The sequence below is a fragment of the Dyella sp. NPDC103356 genome, assembly GCF_055584465.1.
In genome coordinates this window covers 342076-357601 of record NZ_JBVJLZ010000002.1, presented here as the reverse complement: position 1 = coordinate 357601, position 15526 = coordinate 342076, and the positions used below count along the sequence as shown (strand labels likewise).

Genomic DNA, 15526 nt, shown 5'->3' with positions numbered 1-15526 from the left:
AGACCGTAAACCGCGATAGGGCCGGCGGGGATCGGTCCCTGCCGGCCATCGCCGTCAGGGCGCGCGGCGCTCGACGATCAGCTTCTTGATCTCCGCAATCGCCTTGGCCGGGTTCAGACCCTTCGGGCAGGTGCGGGCGCAGTTCATGATGGTGTGGCAGCGATACAGCTTGAACGGATCTTCCAGATCGTCCAGGCGCGCACCGGTGTCTTCATCGCGGCTGTCGACGATCCAGCGGTAGGCCTGCAGCAGGATCGCCGGACCCAGGTACTTGTCGCCATTCCACCAGTAGCTCGGGCAGCTGGTCGAGCAGCAGGCGCACAGGATGCACTCGTACAGACCATCGAGCTTCTTGCGGTCTTCCGGCGACTGCAGGCGCTCCTTGTCGGCCGGCGCCGGGCTCTGCGTACGCAGCCAGGGCTTGATCGAGGCGAACTGGGCGTAGAAGTGGGTCAGGTCAGGCACCAGATCCTTCACCACCGGCATATGCGGCAGCGGATAGATCTTGACGTCGCCCGAGGCGCAATCTTCGATCGCGCGGGTGCACGCCAGGGTGTTGGTGCCGTCGATGTTCATCGCGCAGGAACCGCAGATGCCTTCGCGGCAGGAGCGGCGCAGCGTCAGCGTCGGATCGATTTCGTTCTTGATCTTCAGCAGTGCGTCCAGAACCATCGGGCCACATGCGGCCAGATCGACCTCGTAGCTGTCGATGCGCGGATTCTTGCCGTCGTCCGGCGTCCAGCGATAGATCCGGAAGGTACGCGGTTTTTTCGCGTCCTTGGCCGGAAAGTGCTGGCCCTGCTGGACCTTCGAATTTTTGGGTAGCGTGAACTCGGCCACGATTGCCTCACTGTTTTACTTGGCTGACAGCCCGCCTAGGCGGGCGCCTTACAGCATTCGAGAAAAGACGCGCGCTTAGTAAACGCGCTTCTTCGGCGGCACCACTTCGACGTCGCTGGTCATCGTGTACATATGCACCGGGCGGAAGTCGAACGACGCCTTGCCGTTGTCGTCCACCGACACCAGCGTGTGCTTCTGCCACTCGTGATCGTTGCGGTCCGGGAAATCCTCGCGTGCATGCGCACCGCGGCTTTCCGGACGCTGCTCGGCCGAATACATCGTGGCCACGGCCTGACCCAGCAGGTTCGACAACTCCAGCGTTTCGATCAGGTCGGAGTTCCACACCATCGAACGATCGCTGACGCCGACATCCTTGAAGGAGTCGTAAGCGGCAGTGATCTTCCGGCAGCCTTCCTTGAGCGACTCGTCAGTACGGAACACCGCGGCGTCCGACTGCATGGTGCGCTGCATTTCAGCGCGGATCTTCGCCGTCGGCAGACTGCCCTTGGCGTGACGCAGACCGTCGAAACGACCCAGGGCCTTGTCCAGCACGCTGGCCGGGAGGTCCTTGTGCGAGGTGTTGGGCTTGATGATCTCGGCGCAACGGTGGGCCACCGCACGGCCGAACACCACCAGATCGAGCAGCGAGTTCGAGCCCAGGCGGTTAGCGCCATGCACCGACACGCAGGCCGCTTCGCCGATGGCGAACAGGCCCGGCACCACTGCATCGACGTTATCGCCGCGCTTCTGCACGACTTCGCCGTGATAGTTGGTCGGGATACCGCCCATGTTGTAGTGGACGGTCGGGATCACCGGAATCGGCTCCTTGGTCACGTCCACACCGGCAAAGATGCGCGCCGACTCGGCGATACCCGGCAGACGCTCATGAATCACGTCCTTGCCCAGGTGCATCAGGTTGATGTGGATGTGATCCTTGTGCTCGCCTACGCCGCGGCCTTCACGGATTTCCATGGTCATCGCACGACTGACAACGTCGCGCGAGGCCAGATCCTTCGCGTTGGGCGCATAGCGCTCCATGAAGCGCTCGCCGTTGGAGTTGGTCAGGTAACCGCCTTCGCCACGCACGCCTTCGGTGATCAGGCAGCCCGAGCCATAGATGCCCGTCGGGTGGAACTGCACGAACTCCATGTCCTGCAGCGCGAGGCCCGCGCGCAGCACCATGCCGCCACCATCGCCGGTGCAGGTATGCGCCGAGGTGGCGCTGAAGTAGGCACGACCGTAGCCACCGGTCGCCAGCACCACCGCGTGACCGCGGAAGAAGTGCAAGGTGCCTTCGTTCATGTCCAGCGCGAGCACGCCGCGGCAGACGCCCTCTTCGTCAAAGACCAGGTCGATGGCGAAGTATTCGATAAAGAACGTGGCGTCGTGCGCCAGCGCCTGCTGATACAGCGTATGCAGGATCGCGTGGCCGGTACGGTCGGCCGCGGCGCAGGTGCGCTGCGCGGTGCCCTTGCCGTAGTGCGTGGTCATGCCGCCGAACGGACGCTGGTAGATCTTGCCTTCCTCGGTACGCGAGAACGGCACGCCGTAATGTTCCAGCTCGATGATCGAGGGAATGGCCTCGCGGCACATGTATTCGATCGCGTCCTGGTCGCCCAGCCAGTCCGACCCCTTGATGGTGTCGTAGAAGTGGAAGCGCCAGTCGTCTTCGCCCATGTTGCCGAGCGCGGCGGAAATACCACCCTGGGCCGCGACCGTATGCGAACGGGTCGGGAACACCTTGGTGATGCAGGCCGCCTTGAGGCCCTTCTCGGCCAGGCCGAACGTGGCACGCAGGCCCGCGCCACCGGCGCCGACCACGATCACGTCATACTTATGTTGTTGAATCTTGTAGCTTTCCATTGGCTCTTATGCCCCCAGAGCGATGCGCAGCACGGCCAGCACGCCAGCGAGCGTGCCCAACACCGCGAGGAACCTGATCAACACCATCGAGGAAACTTCTTTCCAGCGGGTGTGCACGTAATCTTCGATCACCACCTGCAGGCCCAGCACGGCATGCCAGAACACAGTGATGATGAAAGCGGCCAGCAGCACGGCGTTCCATGGCTTGGCCACGGTGGCGCGTGCGGTGGCGTAGTCGGCATGCAGCAGGCCGAGCACGGTGGCGACGAACCACAGCACCAGCACCACCAGCGCGGCGGCGGTCAAGCGCTGCGTCCACCAGTGGCCAACGCCCGACTGGGCCGAACCCAGGCCGCGAGCGCGCTTGAGTGGATTGCGGAAATCCTTGGCGACCTTGCTGTTGTCGTTGGCGCTCATGCGGCACCTCCGGCGGAGAGCACGTAGGCCCACACGGCCACGGTCAGCACGACGCTGACGATGATCGAGGCCCAGCTTGAACGCAGGAACTGCGCGATCTGGTAGCCAGCGCCAACGTCCTGGATCAGGTGTCGGATGCCGTTGCACAGGTGGTAGAACAGGGCCCAGGTCCAGCCAAACAGGAGGACCAACCCGATCGGGCTGCCCGTGCAGGTCTTGAACTGGTTGAACGTCGACTCGCCGCCGGCCAGCGCCAGCAAGCCCCACAGCACCATCAAGGTACCGACGGCCAAAGCAATGCCGGTGGCGCGATGCACGATGGAGGTCACCATCTGCACTTGCCACTTATATATCTGTAGATGGGGAGAGAGCGGTCGTCGGGTGTCTGCCATGGCGGCTATCCTGGTTTGGAATCGCTGATGCCCTTACCGCCCACCCCTGTCCAAACCCAAGCCGACGCCAACGCCGGCGCAGACCTAGTCAGAAGTCGATACAGCGACCGTTCTTTTCCCAATCGCCGTAGCGGGTGGGATCGGGCGCCGGCCGCTCGACCGGTGCCTTGTCCGTGGCCGGCGTGACAGGCACGGCGGCAGGCCCCGCAGGAGCGGGCACGGGCTTGGTTTCGGTTTGAGAGGAGGTATCGGACATGGTTTTATAAAGCCGCGGAAGCGTAATACTTGCGGCAATACAGCACAACCTTGACGGACGCCGCCAGACCTGCAAGACACATGCCGCCACAAGCCTCCGGACACTTGAGCTTGGTACCACCCGCCCCCAGGTTCGATGGTCTATGACTTCACCCTATCTCGCCGAAACTCTTGCGATCGAAGGCCCCGATGCCATCGCTTTCGCACAGGCCCAGCTGAGCAGCCGCATCGACGATATCCCGACAGGGCAATGGCGCTTCAGCGCCTGGCTCGATGCGAAAGGACGCGTGATCGCGCTGTTTCATGTGGCGCGCATCGCCGACGATCGCCTGCTGTTGCTGTTGCGCGGCGGTCGCGCGCAAGACATCGTCGATGCAATGAAGCGTTTCGTGTTTCGTTCAAAAGTCACGTTGACTGCGTTTGCTCCGCGCACGCTTTCGACAAGTGCAGCGATGAACATGCACGCTGTCGAACATGACGATGCACGCACATCGCTTGGTTGCGATACGCACAGTCTGGTGATCGGTGAAGCAAGCGACAACGCATGGTGTTTGCCGCAACTGCACATGGGTTGGCCATGGCTGCCAAACGACGCATTGAATCAACTGTTACCACCGATGATTTCATTGCATCACCTGCACGCGGTATCGATCGACAAGGGTTGCTATCCGGGACAGGAAATCGTTGCGCGTCTGCACTATCGCGGCGGGAACAAGCGGCATATGCACAGTGTCGTATTGTCGCGACAAGTTGACGCAGGCACCGTATGGCGCAGCGATGAGCGCGAGACGTTGCGTTTGCTCGATGTTGTCGAGCAAAACAATCAATACAACGCGCTCGCTGTCGTCGCCGACGAACTGCTCGAAGGCTTGCACGACAACACGTTAGAGATCGTTCATGAAAAAGTTTGCGTAACTTTCAGCGAACGCTGGCCAAACTGAGAGATAGATCGCAGTTGAATGTGTATCGCAAAAACATAAACGTGAGCGCCACGTGAATTTGATAGTTACGGCACTTGCCAGTTCAGCAATCGACCTTTAGGCTCCGCCGGTCAAATGAGAGATGCCTCCAAACGGAGGTGTCCAATTACGCGACGAACCGGAGGGGTCCGGATCGGCGCGACCCGGCTGAAGATGCCGGCGTAGACAACCGCCATCGTGCGGATCAGCTGTTGCAGGTATGTAGTGCTCTTTGAGGGCACTGCGTCTTGTTGTGTCAGCAACGAATACGCGAGCGGCTCCCGGACAGCCACTCAAGTAAGCCGCAATCCCGCGGCAAAGCGTTCGGCCACAAGTTTCGGCATGAACGAGTAATCCAGGTGGAACGGCCTGCCCGCCCGTCCACCGCAACGGCGCTCGAAGTTGTTTTTTGACTTCGCGCGTACAGCACGTTGGAGGCAGAAATGAAACTTTCTATGTTGTTGTGGTTAGCGTCCGTGCTGCCTCAACCCCTCGCTGACCAGACCTGCCTGGCAACGACGGTGTATCTCGAAGCCCGCAGTGAGCCGACGAACGGGCAGTTCGCCGTGGCTGAAGTAGCACTGCGCCGGCGTGAACGCGGCCAGTGGGGCAACACTGTATGTGAAGTGGTGAAATCGCCGCATCAATTTGCGACCGCCACCACACCAGCAACGTTCGACGTCAGCAATCTCGATGCATTCAACAAAGCATGGAAGATTGCCGGCGAATCGATCAACAACTGGGCGCTGCCGCTTGCGGAACGTCGCCTGCTTGTTCCTCATGCAGATCACTTCGCCACTGTAGCCGTATCGCCGCTTTGGTCGCGCAACAATAACGGCAAAGCCGTCAGCACCATCGGCGAACACACGTTCTATCGCGTCAACTAAAACTCAGAACACCCTGCAGCCTTTTTCAAGGCATAAAAAAAGGCCCTCATTCGAGGGCCTTTTATTTTTCATCGTTTAAACGTCTAGACGTCCAAACAAATCAACGCGGATAAACGTGATCGCCGCGAATTTCCACATAGTCGCCAGGGCGAAGCTGCGGATCTTCGCGCTGCGTCACCGTGGCGTAGCGACCATCGTCCATGCGAATGTTGATCTGGAACGCGTAACCGCCGCCATCGCTGTTCTTGCCGATCTGGTTACCGACCACGCCACCGCCCACCGCACCGACCACGGTAGCGGCCGTACGGCCATCGCCCTTGCCGATGGTGCTGCCCAGCACACCGCCTGCCACGGCACCAATCACAGCGCCCAGCGTGCCGCCATTGCCACCGCCGCCGGTATTGACCTGCTGGATGTTCTGCACCACGCCGCACTGGCAACCGTAGCGCCCCTGCTGCACGGGCGGCGGCGGCGGACGATCGCTGTAGCGCGGACGGGTGTCGTACGGCTGGCAACCGGCCAGACTGACGCTGGCAGCGACCAGCACACCTGCGATCCACTTGTTGTTTGACATAAGCATGATGTCGCCTCCTTAGCGAGCGTCTGAAACGGCAACCACACCTTCCTGAACCTGTACGCGATCGCCCGGATCATGGTCCATGCGTATCGTGCGAGTCACACCCTTGTACTCGTAGCGAACATCGTACGCCACAATCTTGTTCGGGTCGCCGGCGGTCGTCGAGCAACGGTGTTCGACCTGCTGGGTGACCTGGCCATGCTGGTGGCTTTCCTCGATGCGCTTGCCGGCATAACCGCCGCCGACCGCGCCGGCCACCGTGGCCAGCGTGCGGCCTTTACCACTGCCGACCTGGTTACCGAGCAGACCGCCCGCCACGGCACCGATGGCCATGCCGGCGATCTGATGCTGATCCTTCGGCGGCGCGGTATGCGTGACGACCTCATCGTGGCAGACGCGCTGCGGCGCGGTGTCATGCACCGGGTCGACACTGACTACGCGGCCGAATTTGGCCCCGTTATCCCCTGCCGCACCGGCGGTGGTACCCGGGTCGGCATTGGCGTCGCGGTCGCAGGCAGACAGGCTTAGTGCCAGCGCAGCCGACATCCCCACATAAAGCGCATTGACTATCAACCTGTTCATGGTGACTCTCCTCATAAGTGTTCCTGGTCGCGTCGACGCCATGCGCCCCCAAAGCGCGGACCAGCGGCGGCATTGATACCGCTCGTTAACTGAATACGGGCTAGACCGAACCGACACGCGACATTAACGGCCAGCTGCCGTTGACAGAACGTGATACGAATCCGCTATTTCCATTTGAACGATTGCCAAACGAACGCACCTATGCATGCCCTGGTCGACACGCACGTACACCTGGACGACGTCAGTTTCGATACCGACCGTGAGGCATCCATCGCGCGTGCCCGCACGGCCGGCGTCAACACGCAGATCATTCCCGGTGTCGACGCGCCCAGTTGGGAGAAGATCCGACAGCTCTGCGACAGCCACCCCGGCCTGCACCCCGCTTATGGCCTGCACCCTATGTTCCTGGCACAACATCGCCCCGAACATCTGGATGCCCTACCCGGCTGGCTGGCCAACGGTGGCGCGGTTGCGGTCGGCGAGATCGGCCTGGATTTCTTTGTCGAGGGTCTCTCTGCCGAGGATCAGCGCTTCTACTTTCATCGCCAGCTGGACATTGCACGAGACATGCAACTGCCGGTGATCCTGCATGCCCGCAAGGCGTTGGAGGAAGTGACATTGGCCTTGCGGCGCAGCGGCGGATTGCGCGGCGTGGCGCACAGCTTCTCGGGCAGCGTCGAACAGGCGCGTCAGTTGTTCGAGCTGGATTTCTGCATCGGCATCGGCGGTCCGATTACCTATGAGCGGGCGCAACGCCTGCGCCGTGTCGTCGCGGAGATGCCGATCGAATATCTGCTACTGGAAACCGACTCGCCTGACCAACCGCTGGCGACGCATCGTGGGCAGCGGAATGAGCCTGCTTTTCTGGTTGAAGTGTTGGAGACGGTCGCGCAGTTGCGCGGGGAAAGCGCCGAGAGCGTCGCTGCGGCGACGTCGGCCAATGCAACAAAACTGTTCAACATTCCGCAAGCCACCTAGCTTGCTAGGAGCGACTTCAGTCGCGACCGGCCGTGACGGAACCTCGAATACCCTCTGTTTCCATCATCGTCATCCCGGCGCAGGCCGGGATCCAGTGGCTTCGAGCTTCGGTTTTCGCGATAGAGCGGATGCTTGCTGGCTCTCGCGACAACCGATCACAAAGTCACTGGATCCCGGCCTACGCCGGGATGACGACTAGGAAAGGGTTCTCAGAAGTCGCTGCTGCAAGGTAGCGGCATTTGAGCCCTGCCCTTGGCACTTGCCGTCCAACAGCGCCTATTGCTATCGTTTTATTTCACCGGTGAACTATGCTCTGATGAAATGACCAAGTTGAACCCCTGCATCCTGATGCTCGACGAGGGCATTTCGCAGATCAAAGAAAACATCCCCGACCTGCCCGCCTGTGAAGCCACCATCGCGCGGCTGATACGGCTGGTCGGCGCGCGTGTCGAAGAAGAGCTCGCTCGCAAGCTGAAACCACACAAGCTCAACGACAGCGAGTTCATGACGCTCAATATCCTGTTCAGTCGACCCGATGGAACGTCGACACCGGGTGAACTGTGCGAATTCACTTCGCAGGGGCCGACCAACATGACGCGCATCGCCAATGCGCTGGTCAAGCGCGGCCTGATCACCCGGCAGAACAGCAAGGAAGATCGACGCCGCGTCACCATCCGCATCACCCCGGCGGGGCGACAATTCGTACGCAAGATGCTGCCACCGATGTTCCCCCAGCTGATGGAAGTCTTCGTCGGTTTCAGCGACACCGAAAAACGCAGTTTCAGCCGCCTGCTACGCAAACTGGCGGTCAATCTCGATCATCTGGACGCGGACGCCCAATCATGAAGCAAGCTCCGACGACATCCACGCGCTGGATACTCGCCGCCGCGCTGACCGCCTTGTTGGCCGGTTGTGCGATACCGGCCAAGATCTCGCATCCGACGCTACGCGACGACGTGCCCTTGGCCGGCCTGCAGACCACGAATCGTGCCGGCTGGCCCGATGCGCAGTGGTGGAAGGTCTATAACGACCCGCAGCTGGACAACCTGATCGAACTGGCGATGAAGCAATCGCCCGATCTGGCCCAGGCGCACTCGCGTGTGCAGAACGCCGAACAGAACGTACGCGTCGCCGCTGCGCAGGCGGGACTGACCATCAACGGCAGCGCGCAAGTCACGCGTCAACGCCTGAGCGAACACGGCATGATCCCGCCGCAGTTCCTCGGTTTCACCTGGTACAACCAGGCCGATCTCGGCGTGCAGTTCGACTACGATTTCGACTGGTGGGGCAAGAAAAAATCCGCCATCGAAGCCGCGCTGGATCAGGCGCACGCCGCCGAAGCGCAACGCAGTGCCGCCGCACTCACGATTCAGAACGCGGTTGCCGATACCTACTTCGGTTGGCTGGCCGATCATGCGCGCCTGCAGCTCGCCGATCAGGCGATCAGCACGCAGGAGCGTCTGTTGCGCATCGCGCAGCTGCGCGTACGCCAGGGCGTGGACCTGTCCGATACCGTGCAACAGTCGGAAAGCCAGCTCTCGGCCACGCGCCAGATGCGCGTAGCGCTCGACGGCTCCGGCAAGATTCGTCTCGCTGCACTGGCCGCCCTGCTCGGCGTCTCACAGGCGGAACTGCCGGCGCTTTCGCCGCGGCCCTTACCTGAAATCAAGAGCGGCCTGCCCGATGATGCTCGCCTGGATCTGGTCGCGCGTCGCCCCGATATCGCAGCCAGCCGCTGGCAGGTCGAATCGGCGCTCAAGCAGACCGATGAAGCGCGCGCGCAGTTCTATCCCGATGTCAGCGTGAGCGCGATGGTCGGCCTGTCCAGCACCAACCAGGGCGGTCCGAATATCCCGGGTCTGGCCAGTGGCGGCAGCGGCGATCTCGGCAATATCTTCTCGCGCGGCAGTCGCGTCTTCGGCCTGACCCCCGCCCTGCACTTGCCGATCTTCGAAGGTGGCCGCCTGCAAGCTGCCTACGGTGTGAGTCGTGCGCAGCTCGATGCGGCGATCGCGCAGTACAACAGCACGGTCACCGATGCCGCGCGCGATGTCGCCACCCAGGCGCTCGGCGCGGAACAACTGGCCGCGCGTCGCCAGGAAAAGACCAAACAGATCGACGCCAACCAGCGTCTGGTCGGCACGGCGCAAGCGCGCGCCCGGCAAGGTGTGCGCGACGCACGCGAACAACTCGCCGCAACGGCCCAGTTGCTGCAGCAACAGGACGATGCCGTCAGCCTGCACGCGCAAGCGCTGTCCACCGATCTGAGCCTGATCAAGGCGCTCGGTGGCGGTTATCGCCAGACGTCCGACACGACAGCCTCCACTTCCACGCCTTCCACCTCTTCCGGAGACGCCGCCCATGAGCGCCAGTGAATCCACCGCCAAGCCCACGGACGATAACGACAGCGGCCTGGCTGCCAAGGATCCAGGCAAGCGCCGTCGCGCACTGCTGATCGTCGCCCTGGTTTTTATCCTTGCCGCGCTCGCGTGGCTGTTGTTGTGGCTGTTCGTGTTCTCCAAGCGCGAGACCACGGACGACGCCTATGTCGGTGGCAATCAGGTCGCGTTGTCCACCCAAGTGCCCGGCACAGTGGTGGCCATCTTTGCCGACGACACACAGCGTGTCGAAGCCGGCCAGGTGCTGGTGAAACTCGACAGCACCGATGCGGACGTACGCTTGCGTCAGGCACGCAGCCAGTTGGCACAGGCGGTGCGCCAGGTCCGTCAGCAGACCGATTCGGCCAGTAGCGCGGACGCGCAGGTCGTCACCGCACAGATCAACCTGAAGAAGGCCGAGGCGGATCTCAAGCGTCGCCTGCCGCTGATCGCCGAACAGGCCGAAGCGCCGGAAAACATCCAGCATCTGCGCGACGCCGTCGATCAGGCACGCGCCTCGCTGGTCACCGCCCAGGCCCAGGCCTCGGCCGCGCACGCGTCGATCGAAGGCACCCAGGTCGTCAACAACCCGGCCGTGGAACAGGCACGCGCGAATTTCCGCGCTGCCTGGGTGGCGGCCCAGCGCAACGACATCTACGCGCCGGTCAGCGGTTATGTCGCGCAGCGCAGCGTACAGCTGGGCAATAGCGTGCAACCTGGCCAGCAGCTGATGACCGTGGTGCCGCTGCACGATCTATGGGTGGACGCCAATTTCAAGGAAGGCCAGCTTCGCCACATCCGCATCGGCCAGCCGGCGAAGATCGTTTCCGACGTCTACGGCAGCAGTGTCGAATACCACGGCAAGGTGATCGGCCTGGGCGCCGGCACGGGTAGCGCGTTCTCGCTGCTGCCGGCGCAGAACGCCACCGGCAACTGGATCAAGGTCGTGCAGCGTGTGCCGGTACGCATTGCGTTGAACGATCAGGATCTGGACAAGCATCCGCTGCGCGTGGGCCTGTCGACCGAAGTCACCATCGACATCACCGACGACCATGGCGCGGCCCTGGCGCAGGCGCCGTCCGACAAGCCGTTGGCGCAGACCTCGGTCTACGACCAGATGGCGAGCAAGGCGGATGCGGAGGCCGATCAGGTCATTCAAGCCAATCTGGGCAAGGCGGCGAGCGCGAACTGAGGTAACCACCCCATCCCGCCATTCCTTCGTCCCTTTCCCTGACGGCACTCGACCATGTCCTCAACGCCCAACGAAGCCGCTCCACTGAAACCGCTGCATGGCGGTCCGCTGGTGCTGCTGACGATCGCCGTGGCTTTCAGCACCTTCATGGAGGTGCTGGACATGACGATCGTCAACGTCGCCGTACCGCATATCGCCGGCAGCCTCGGTGTCAGCTCCAGCGAAGGTACCTGGACCATCAGCTCCTACGCGCTGGCCAGCGCGATCATGCAGCCGCTGACCGGCTGGCTGGCCAAGCGCTTCGGTGAAGTGAAGACCTTCGTCGCCTCGGTGCTGTTGTTCGTGGTGTTCTCGATGCTGTGCGGCCTGGCCAGCAGCATGCCGATGCTGGTGATCTGCCGTCTGCTGCAGGGCGCCGGTTCCGGCCCGATGGTGGCGTTGTCGCTGACCTTGCTGCTGTCGAGTTATCCGAAAGCCAAGCAAGGCATTGCCCTGGCTCTATGGGCGATGACCGTGGTGGTGGCGCCGATCTTCGGCCCGATCCTGGGTGGCTGGCTGACCGACAACTTCTCCTGGCCGTGGATTTTCTACATCAACGTCCCAGTCGGCCTGCTCGCGGCGGTGATCACCTGGGCCCTGCTGCGCAAGCGGGAGACCAAAATATCGCGCACGCCGATCGACGTCATCGGCCTGCTCCTGTTGGTGGTCGGCGTGGGCTCACTGCAATTCATGCTGGACAACGGCAACGACAACGACTGGTTCGCCTCGCCGATGATCCTGGCGCTGGGCATCACCGCGTTGGTCTGCCTGACCTTCCTGATCGTATGGGAGATCCATGCCAAGCATCCGGTGGTGGACCTGTCGTTGTTCAAGCGACGCAACTTCACTATCGGCGTTACCGCGCTATCGCTTGGAATGATGGCGTTCTTCGGCATCAACGTGGTGTTTCCGCTGTGGCTGCAGACCACGTTGAACTACACCGCCACCTGGGCCGGCCTGGCGACCGCACCGGTAGGCATTCTCGCTTTCCTGATGGCGCCGGTGATCGGCGCCAATATCAACCGGCTCGAACTGCGCGCGGTGGTCACCCTGGCCTTCATGATTTTCGCAGGCACCTCGTACTGGTTTGCCAGCTTCGACAGCTCCGCCTCGTTCGCCACGCTGGTGCTGCCGCGCTTCGTGATGGGCGCCGGTATCGCCTGCTTCTTTATTCCGCTCAACCAGATCTACCTGTCCGGCCTGCCCGGAGAAGACATCGCCAGTGCCTCCGGCCTGGCCAACTTCTGCCGCACCATGGGTTCGAGCGTATCGACCGCGGCATCCGTGACGCTGTGGCAGCACCGCGGCGAATTCCACCATGCCGTGCTGACCGAAAGCGTCAACCCCGCCTCGACGGGTGCAACCAGCTTTCTGCAGCAGCTTTCCCAGATGGGCGCGACAGGAAAAACCGGACTGGCACTGGTCGACCAATTGGTCACACGCGAGGCCCTCACGCTGGCAGTCAACGATGTGTTCTGGGTATGCGCCGTGCTGTTCCTGGCGCTGATTCCGCTGCTTTGGCTGGCCAAGCCGCCTTTTGGCAGCGCCGGCGGTGCCGTAGGCCACTGAAATACCACTTGCTGTATACAGGTTTGCTGCACCTTCGGGTGCAGCAAAAATTTCATGTAAGCGACTGGTGCGCCGCAATACCTTCTGTTAGGTTGTGACGCATGGCACAAACAATTCGCACCATCAAGAAGTATCCGAACCGCCGGCTCTACGACACGGAAATCTCCAGCTACATCACGCTGGAAGAAGTCCGTCAGCTGGTTCTGGACGGTGAAACCTTTGAAGTCCGCGACGCCAAGAGCGGCGAGGATCTGACCCGCTCGGTCTTGCTGCAGATCATCTCCGAGCATGAGGAAAAGGGGCAGCCGATGCTGTCGCCCCAGCTCCTCAGCCAGATCATCCGTTTCTACGGCGATTCGCTGCAGGGCTTCATGGGCCCGTATCTGGAGCGCAGCCTGCAGGTCTTCCTGGACCAGCAGCAGCAATTCCGCACCCAGCTCAACAGCCTGCTTGGGCAGACCCCGTGGTCGATGCTCAACGAGCTGACCGAGCGGAACATGGATGCCTGGAAATCGATGCAGCGCGGCTTCCTAGACGTGGCGACGCAGACCAATCCGGCCAACCCCGCCAACCGCCCTGGTCCCAAGAAGCCCGGCTGATCGCCGCTACACGGGTCGCGATACCTGTAACAGACCGTTGCAGCACAACACGTGCTGCTTCGCGGCATCGCGCTTGCCTTATCTGGCAATAAGGCCCGATTACTTGCAAATGCAACCTCTTGCGTAACGGCCTCGCCTTGCACAAAGTGGACGGATTCTTCTGACGGGTCGCAGCATGGCGCAAGCATCGATCACTCTTATCGGCGGCGGCCTCGTCGGCGCCCTGCTGGCCCAGCAACTGGCGCGCCGTGGCTTCACGGTCGATGTCTTCGAAAAACGCCCCGATCCGCGCAAAGCGGGCTTTATCGGCGGGCGCTCGATCAATCTGGCCCTGGCCGAACGCGGCCTGCAGGCGTTGCGCACCGCCGGTCTTGCCGATCAGGTCATGCAGCGCGCCGTGATGATGCGCGGTCGCATGGTGCATACGCGCGATGGCCGTTCGGGCCTGCAACGCTATGGCGTGGACGACAGCGAGGTCATCTGGTCGGTATCGCGCGGCGCTTTGAACATGCTGTTGCTCGATGCTGCAGAAGCGGCTGGTGTGCGGCTGCATTTCGGGCAATCGCTGCATGACGCCGATTTCGACGCCGGCCGTATCCGCCTGATCGACGAACAGGGCACGCAGCGCGATATCGATGCGCCGATCGTGATCGGCGCCGACGGCGCGGGTTCCGCACTGCGCATGGCCATGAATGCCCATTCGCCGCTGGGTGAACGCGTCGAAGCACTCGGCCACGCGTACAAGGAGCTGGAAATCCCGCCCGGCTCCAAGCTGTCGGCCGATTTGCTGCGTGAAGCCGGCGGTCACGACCAGTTCGCGCTGGAGCCGCACGCCCTGCACATCTGGCCGCGCGGCGGCTATATGTGCATTGCGCTGCCCAATACCGAGGGCAGCTTTACGGTCACGCTGTTCCTGCCCGCCCAGGGGCCGCATCCCAGCTTTGCCACCTTGCCGACCGCCACGGAAGCAGAAGCGTTTTTCCGGGACGACTTTCCCGACCTGCTGCCCTTGATCCCGGATTTTGCCGAGGACTACGACAGTCATCCGATCGGCAGCCTGTCGACGCTTTATCTGGACCGCTGGCATATCGACGGCCGCGCCCTGCTGATCGGCGACGCCGCCCACGCCATCGTCCCGTTCCACGGCCAGGGCATGAACTGCGGCTTCGAAGACACGGTGGTCCTGGCCGATCTGCTGGCCGAGCAGCCGCACGACACCGCCGGTGTCTTCGACCAGTTCCAGCGCATTCGCCAGCCCAACGCCAACGCGATTGCCGCGATGGCGGTAGAGAACTATGTGGAAATGCGCGACTCGGTCGCCGATCCGCACTATCTGGCCAAGCGCGAACTCGGCGCCTTGCTGGCCGAACGCGCGCCGCAGCATTTCATGGCGCGCTATCGCATGGTCACCTTTACGCACCTGCCCTATGCCTACGCGTTCGAGCGCGGCCGCGCCCAGGATCAATTGCTGCAGCAATTGCTGCGCGGCTCGACCGAAGCGGCCAGCGTCAATCTGGATGCTGCGGTAACGACCTTGCTCGCCACCTTGCCTCCACTGCCCGAATTGCGGCATGGATGAAACCTTGCTCGCCGCGTACCGGGCCACCATCTATCGGGTGCGCCTGGCGCGTGGCGGCTGGGCAGCCATCCGCATCGATGCGCCGCTGCCACCGGCATTGGTCACCCTGGTCGGTACCGGTAGCTGGAGCGTGCTGACCGCCTGGAACCCGCACTCCGAACCTCGGTCGCGGGCGGACAATCGTGATGCGCAGCATCGCCTGCTGGGTGAGCTGAAAACCTGCTGCGAGGCCATCGTCGCGGCTGAAGGTGTGGGTAGCTCCTGGCGTGAGGCGAGCCTGTTCGCGATCGGCCCGGACACGACAACGATGGATACCTATGCCCGTCGTTATCGGCAGAATGCCTATATCCATGGCAAAGCCGCCGGCCCCGCCATGCTGCGCATCCTTTGAGCGGCAGCGCACCGCATGGACAAGCGCGC

General features: G+C 62.5%; 17 protein-coding genes. 10 read left to right on the top strand and 7 right to left on the bottom strand.

The genetic code is table 11. The features are described from left to right. Positions 1-54 precede the first annotated feature (54 nt). The 5 genes from ACZ6WW_RS04990 to ACZ6WW_RS04970 form a co-directional block, all read right to left on the bottom strand. Positions 55-840 (bottom strand): succinate dehydrogenase iron-sulfur subunit, encoded by a 786-nt coding sequence (locus ACZ6WW_RS04990; RefSeq protein ID WP_281848340.1) that lies wholly within the window; start codon positions 838-840, stop codon positions 55-57. A 75-nt stretch (positions 841-915) separates the two neighbouring features. Then, the gene (sdhA, locus tag ACZ6WW_RS04985; protein WP_281848339.1) at positions 916-2703 is read right to left on the bottom strand and encodes a succinate dehydrogenase flavoprotein subunit; all 1788 of its coding nucleotides are present in this window, start codon (positions 2701-2703) and stop codon (positions 916-918) included. A gap of 6 nt (positions 2704-2709) precedes the next feature. Further along, positions 2710-3120 carry a succinate dehydrogenase, hydrophobic membrane anchor protein gene (gene sdhD, locus ACZ6WW_RS04980; protein ID WP_465273232.1) on the bottom strand — a complete coding sequence of 137 codons (411 nt, stop codon included), beginning with the start codon at positions 3118-3120 and terminating at the stop codon, positions 2710-2712. Then, complete coding sequence (gene sdhC / locus ACZ6WW_RS04975) at positions 3117-3512, bottom strand: succinate dehydrogenase, cytochrome b556 subunit (RefSeq protein WP_465273231.1); 396 nt, start codon at positions 3510-3512, stop codon at positions 3117-3119. Before sdhC ends, sdhD begins: the two co-directional genes overlap by 4 nt. Before the next feature lie 88 nt (positions 3513-3600). Then, positions 3601-3768: a DUF1674 domain-containing protein gene (locus ACZ6WW_RS04970; protein ID WP_281848336.1), complete on the bottom strand. Its 168-nt coding sequence runs from the start codon at positions 3766-3768 to the stop codon at positions 3601-3603. 142 nt (positions 3769-3910) lie between these two features. On the opposite strand from ACZ6WW_RS04970, the gene ygfZ reads away from it, so the two are divergent. Beyond that, positions 3911-4708 (top strand): CAF17-like 4Fe-4S cluster assembly/insertion protein YgfZ, encoded by a 798-nt coding sequence (gene ygfZ, locus ACZ6WW_RS04965; protein WP_465273230.1) that lies wholly within the window; start codon positions 3911-3913, stop codon positions 4706-4708. A gap of 461 nt (positions 4709-5169) precedes the next feature. Further along, positions 5170-5613, top strand: a complete 444-nt coding sequence (locus ACZ6WW_RS04960; protein WP_281848334.1) for a cell wall hydrolase — start codon at positions 5170-5172, stop codon at positions 5611-5613. Between the two features lie 100 nt (positions 5614-5713). Here ACZ6WW_RS04960 and ACZ6WW_RS04955 read toward each other — a convergent pair whose 3' ends face one another. Continuing rightward, positions 5714-6193: an outer membrane lipoprotein gene (locus tag ACZ6WW_RS04955; protein WP_281848333.1), complete on the bottom strand. Its 480-nt coding sequence runs from the start codon at positions 6191-6193 to the stop codon at positions 5714-5716. Between the two features lie 12 nt (positions 6194-6205). After that, positions 6206-6772, bottom strand: a complete 567-nt coding sequence (locus ACZ6WW_RS04950; RefSeq protein WP_281848332.1) for a glycine zipper 2TM domain-containing protein — start codon at positions 6770-6772, stop codon at positions 6206-6208. Positions 6773-6973: 201 nt separating this feature from the next. Here ACZ6WW_RS04950 and ACZ6WW_RS04945 point away from each other — a divergent pair, with 201 nt between their 5' ends. The 8 genes from ACZ6WW_RS04945 (at position 6974) to ACZ6WW_RS04910 (ending at position 15497) form a co-directional block, all read left to right on the top strand. After that, complete coding sequence (locus ACZ6WW_RS04945) at positions 6974-7750, top strand: TatD family hydrolase (RefSeq protein WP_465273229.1); 777 nt, start codon at positions 6974-6976, stop codon at positions 7748-7750. Between the two features lie 321 nt (positions 7751-8071). Beyond that, positions 8072-8596 (top strand): MarR family winged helix-turn-helix transcriptional regulator, encoded by a 525-nt coding sequence (locus tag ACZ6WW_RS04940; RefSeq protein ID WP_281848330.1) that lies wholly within the window; start codon positions 8072-8074, stop codon positions 8594-8596. Further along, entirely contained in the window at positions 8593-10125 is a 1533-nt protein-coding gene (locus ACZ6WW_RS04935; RefSeq protein WP_465273228.1) for an efflux transporter outer membrane subunit, read from the top strand. The genes ACZ6WW_RS04940 and ACZ6WW_RS04935 overlap by 4 nt, the downstream gene beginning before the upstream one ends. Further along, entirely contained in the window at positions 10112-11320 is a 1209-nt protein-coding gene (locus tag ACZ6WW_RS04930; protein ID WP_465273227.1) for an EmrA/EmrK family multidrug efflux transporter periplasmic adaptor subunit, read from the top strand. The genes ACZ6WW_RS04935 and ACZ6WW_RS04930 overlap by 14 nt, the downstream gene beginning before the upstream one ends. A 54-nt stretch (positions 11321-11374) precedes the next feature. Then, positions 11375-12928 (top strand): DHA2 family efflux MFS transporter permease subunit, encoded by a 1554-nt coding sequence (locus tag ACZ6WW_RS04925; protein WP_465273226.1) that lies wholly within the window; start codon positions 11375-11377, stop codon positions 12926-12928. 101 nt (positions 12929-13029) lie between these two features. Continuing rightward, on the top strand, positions 13030-13527 hold the full coding sequence (phaR, locus tag ACZ6WW_RS04920) for a polyhydroxyalkanoate synthesis repressor PhaR (RefSeq protein WP_281848326.1): 498 nt from the start codon (positions 13030-13032) through the stop codon (positions 13525-13527). Between the two features lie 175 nt (positions 13528-13702). Then, complete coding sequence (locus ACZ6WW_RS04915; RefSeq protein ID WP_465273225.1) at positions 13703-15106, top strand: FAD-dependent oxidoreductase; 1404 nt, start codon at positions 13703-13705, stop codon at positions 15104-15106. Further along, a complete protein-coding gene (locus ACZ6WW_RS04910; RefSeq protein ID WP_465273224.1) occupies positions 15099-15497 on the top strand; it encodes a DUF3293 domain-containing protein in 399 nt (132 codons plus the stop codon). The genes ACZ6WW_RS04915 and ACZ6WW_RS04910 overlap by 8 nt, the downstream gene beginning before the upstream one ends. Positions 15498-15526 lie beyond the last annotated feature (29 nt).

Excerpts from the sequence above, each read along its gene's own strand:
- ACZ6WW_RS04970 (WP_281848336.1), bottom strand. The coding sequence starts at position 3,768 with ATGTCCGATACCTCCTCTCAAACCGAAACCAAGCCCGTGCCCGCTCCT.
- ACZ6WW_RS04955 (WP_281848333.1), bottom strand. The coding sequence starts at position 6,193 with ATGCTTATGTCAAACAACAAGTGGATCGCAGGTGTGCTGGTCGCTGCC.
- ACZ6WW_RS04910 (WP_465273224.1), top strand. The coding sequence starts at position 15,099 with ATGGATGAAACCTTGCTCGCCGCGTACCGGGCCACCATCTATCGGGTG.
- ACZ6WW_RS04925 (WP_465273226.1), top strand. The coding sequence starts at position 11,375 with ATGTCCTCAACGCCCAACGAAGCCGCTCCACTGAAACCGCTGCATGGC.
- ACZ6WW_RS04915 (WP_465273225.1), top strand. The coding sequence starts at position 13,703 with ATGGCGCAAGCATCGATCACTCTTATCGGCGGCGGCCTCGTCGGCGCC.
- ACZ6WW_RS04950 (WP_281848332.1), bottom strand. The coding sequence starts at position 6,772 with ATGAACAGGTTGATAGTCAATGCGCTTTATGTGGGGATGTCGGCTGCG.
- ACZ6WW_RS04935 (WP_465273228.1), top strand. The coding sequence starts at position 8,593 with ATGAAGCAAGCTCCGACGACATCCACGCGCTGGATACTCGCCGCCGCG.
- ACZ6WW_RS04960 (WP_281848334.1), top strand. The coding sequence starts at position 5,170 with ATGAAACTTTCTATGTTGTTGTGGTTAGCGTCCGTGCTGCCTCAACCC.
- ACZ6WW_RS04930 (WP_465273227.1), top strand. The coding sequence starts at position 10,112 with ATGAGCGCCAGTGAATCCACCGCCAAGCCCACGGACGATAACGACAGC.
- phaR (WP_281848326.1), top strand. The coding sequence starts at position 13,030 with ATGGCACAAACAATTCGCACCATCAAGAAGTATCCGAACCGCCGGCTC.
- sdhA (WP_281848339.1), bottom strand. The coding sequence starts at position 2,703 with ATGGAAAGCTACAAGATTCAACAACATAAGTATGACGTGATCGTGGTC.
- sdhC (WP_465273231.1), bottom strand. The coding sequence starts at position 3,512 with ATGGCAGACACCCGACGACCGCTCTCTCCCCATCTACAGATATATAAG.
- ACZ6WW_RS04945 (WP_465273229.1), top strand. The coding sequence starts at position 6,974 with ATGCATGCCCTGGTCGACACGCACGTACACCTGGACGACGTCAGTTTC.
- ygfZ (WP_465273230.1), top strand. The coding sequence starts at position 3,911 with ATGACTTCACCCTATCTCGCCGAAACTCTTGCGATCGAAGGCCCCGAT.
- sdhD (WP_465273232.1), bottom strand. The coding sequence starts at position 3,120 with ATGAGCGCCAACGACAACAGCAAGGTCGCCAAGGATTTCCGCAATCCA.
- ACZ6WW_RS04940 (WP_281848330.1), top strand. The coding sequence starts at position 8,072 with ATGACCAAGTTGAACCCCTGCATCCTGATGCTCGACGAGGGCATTTCG.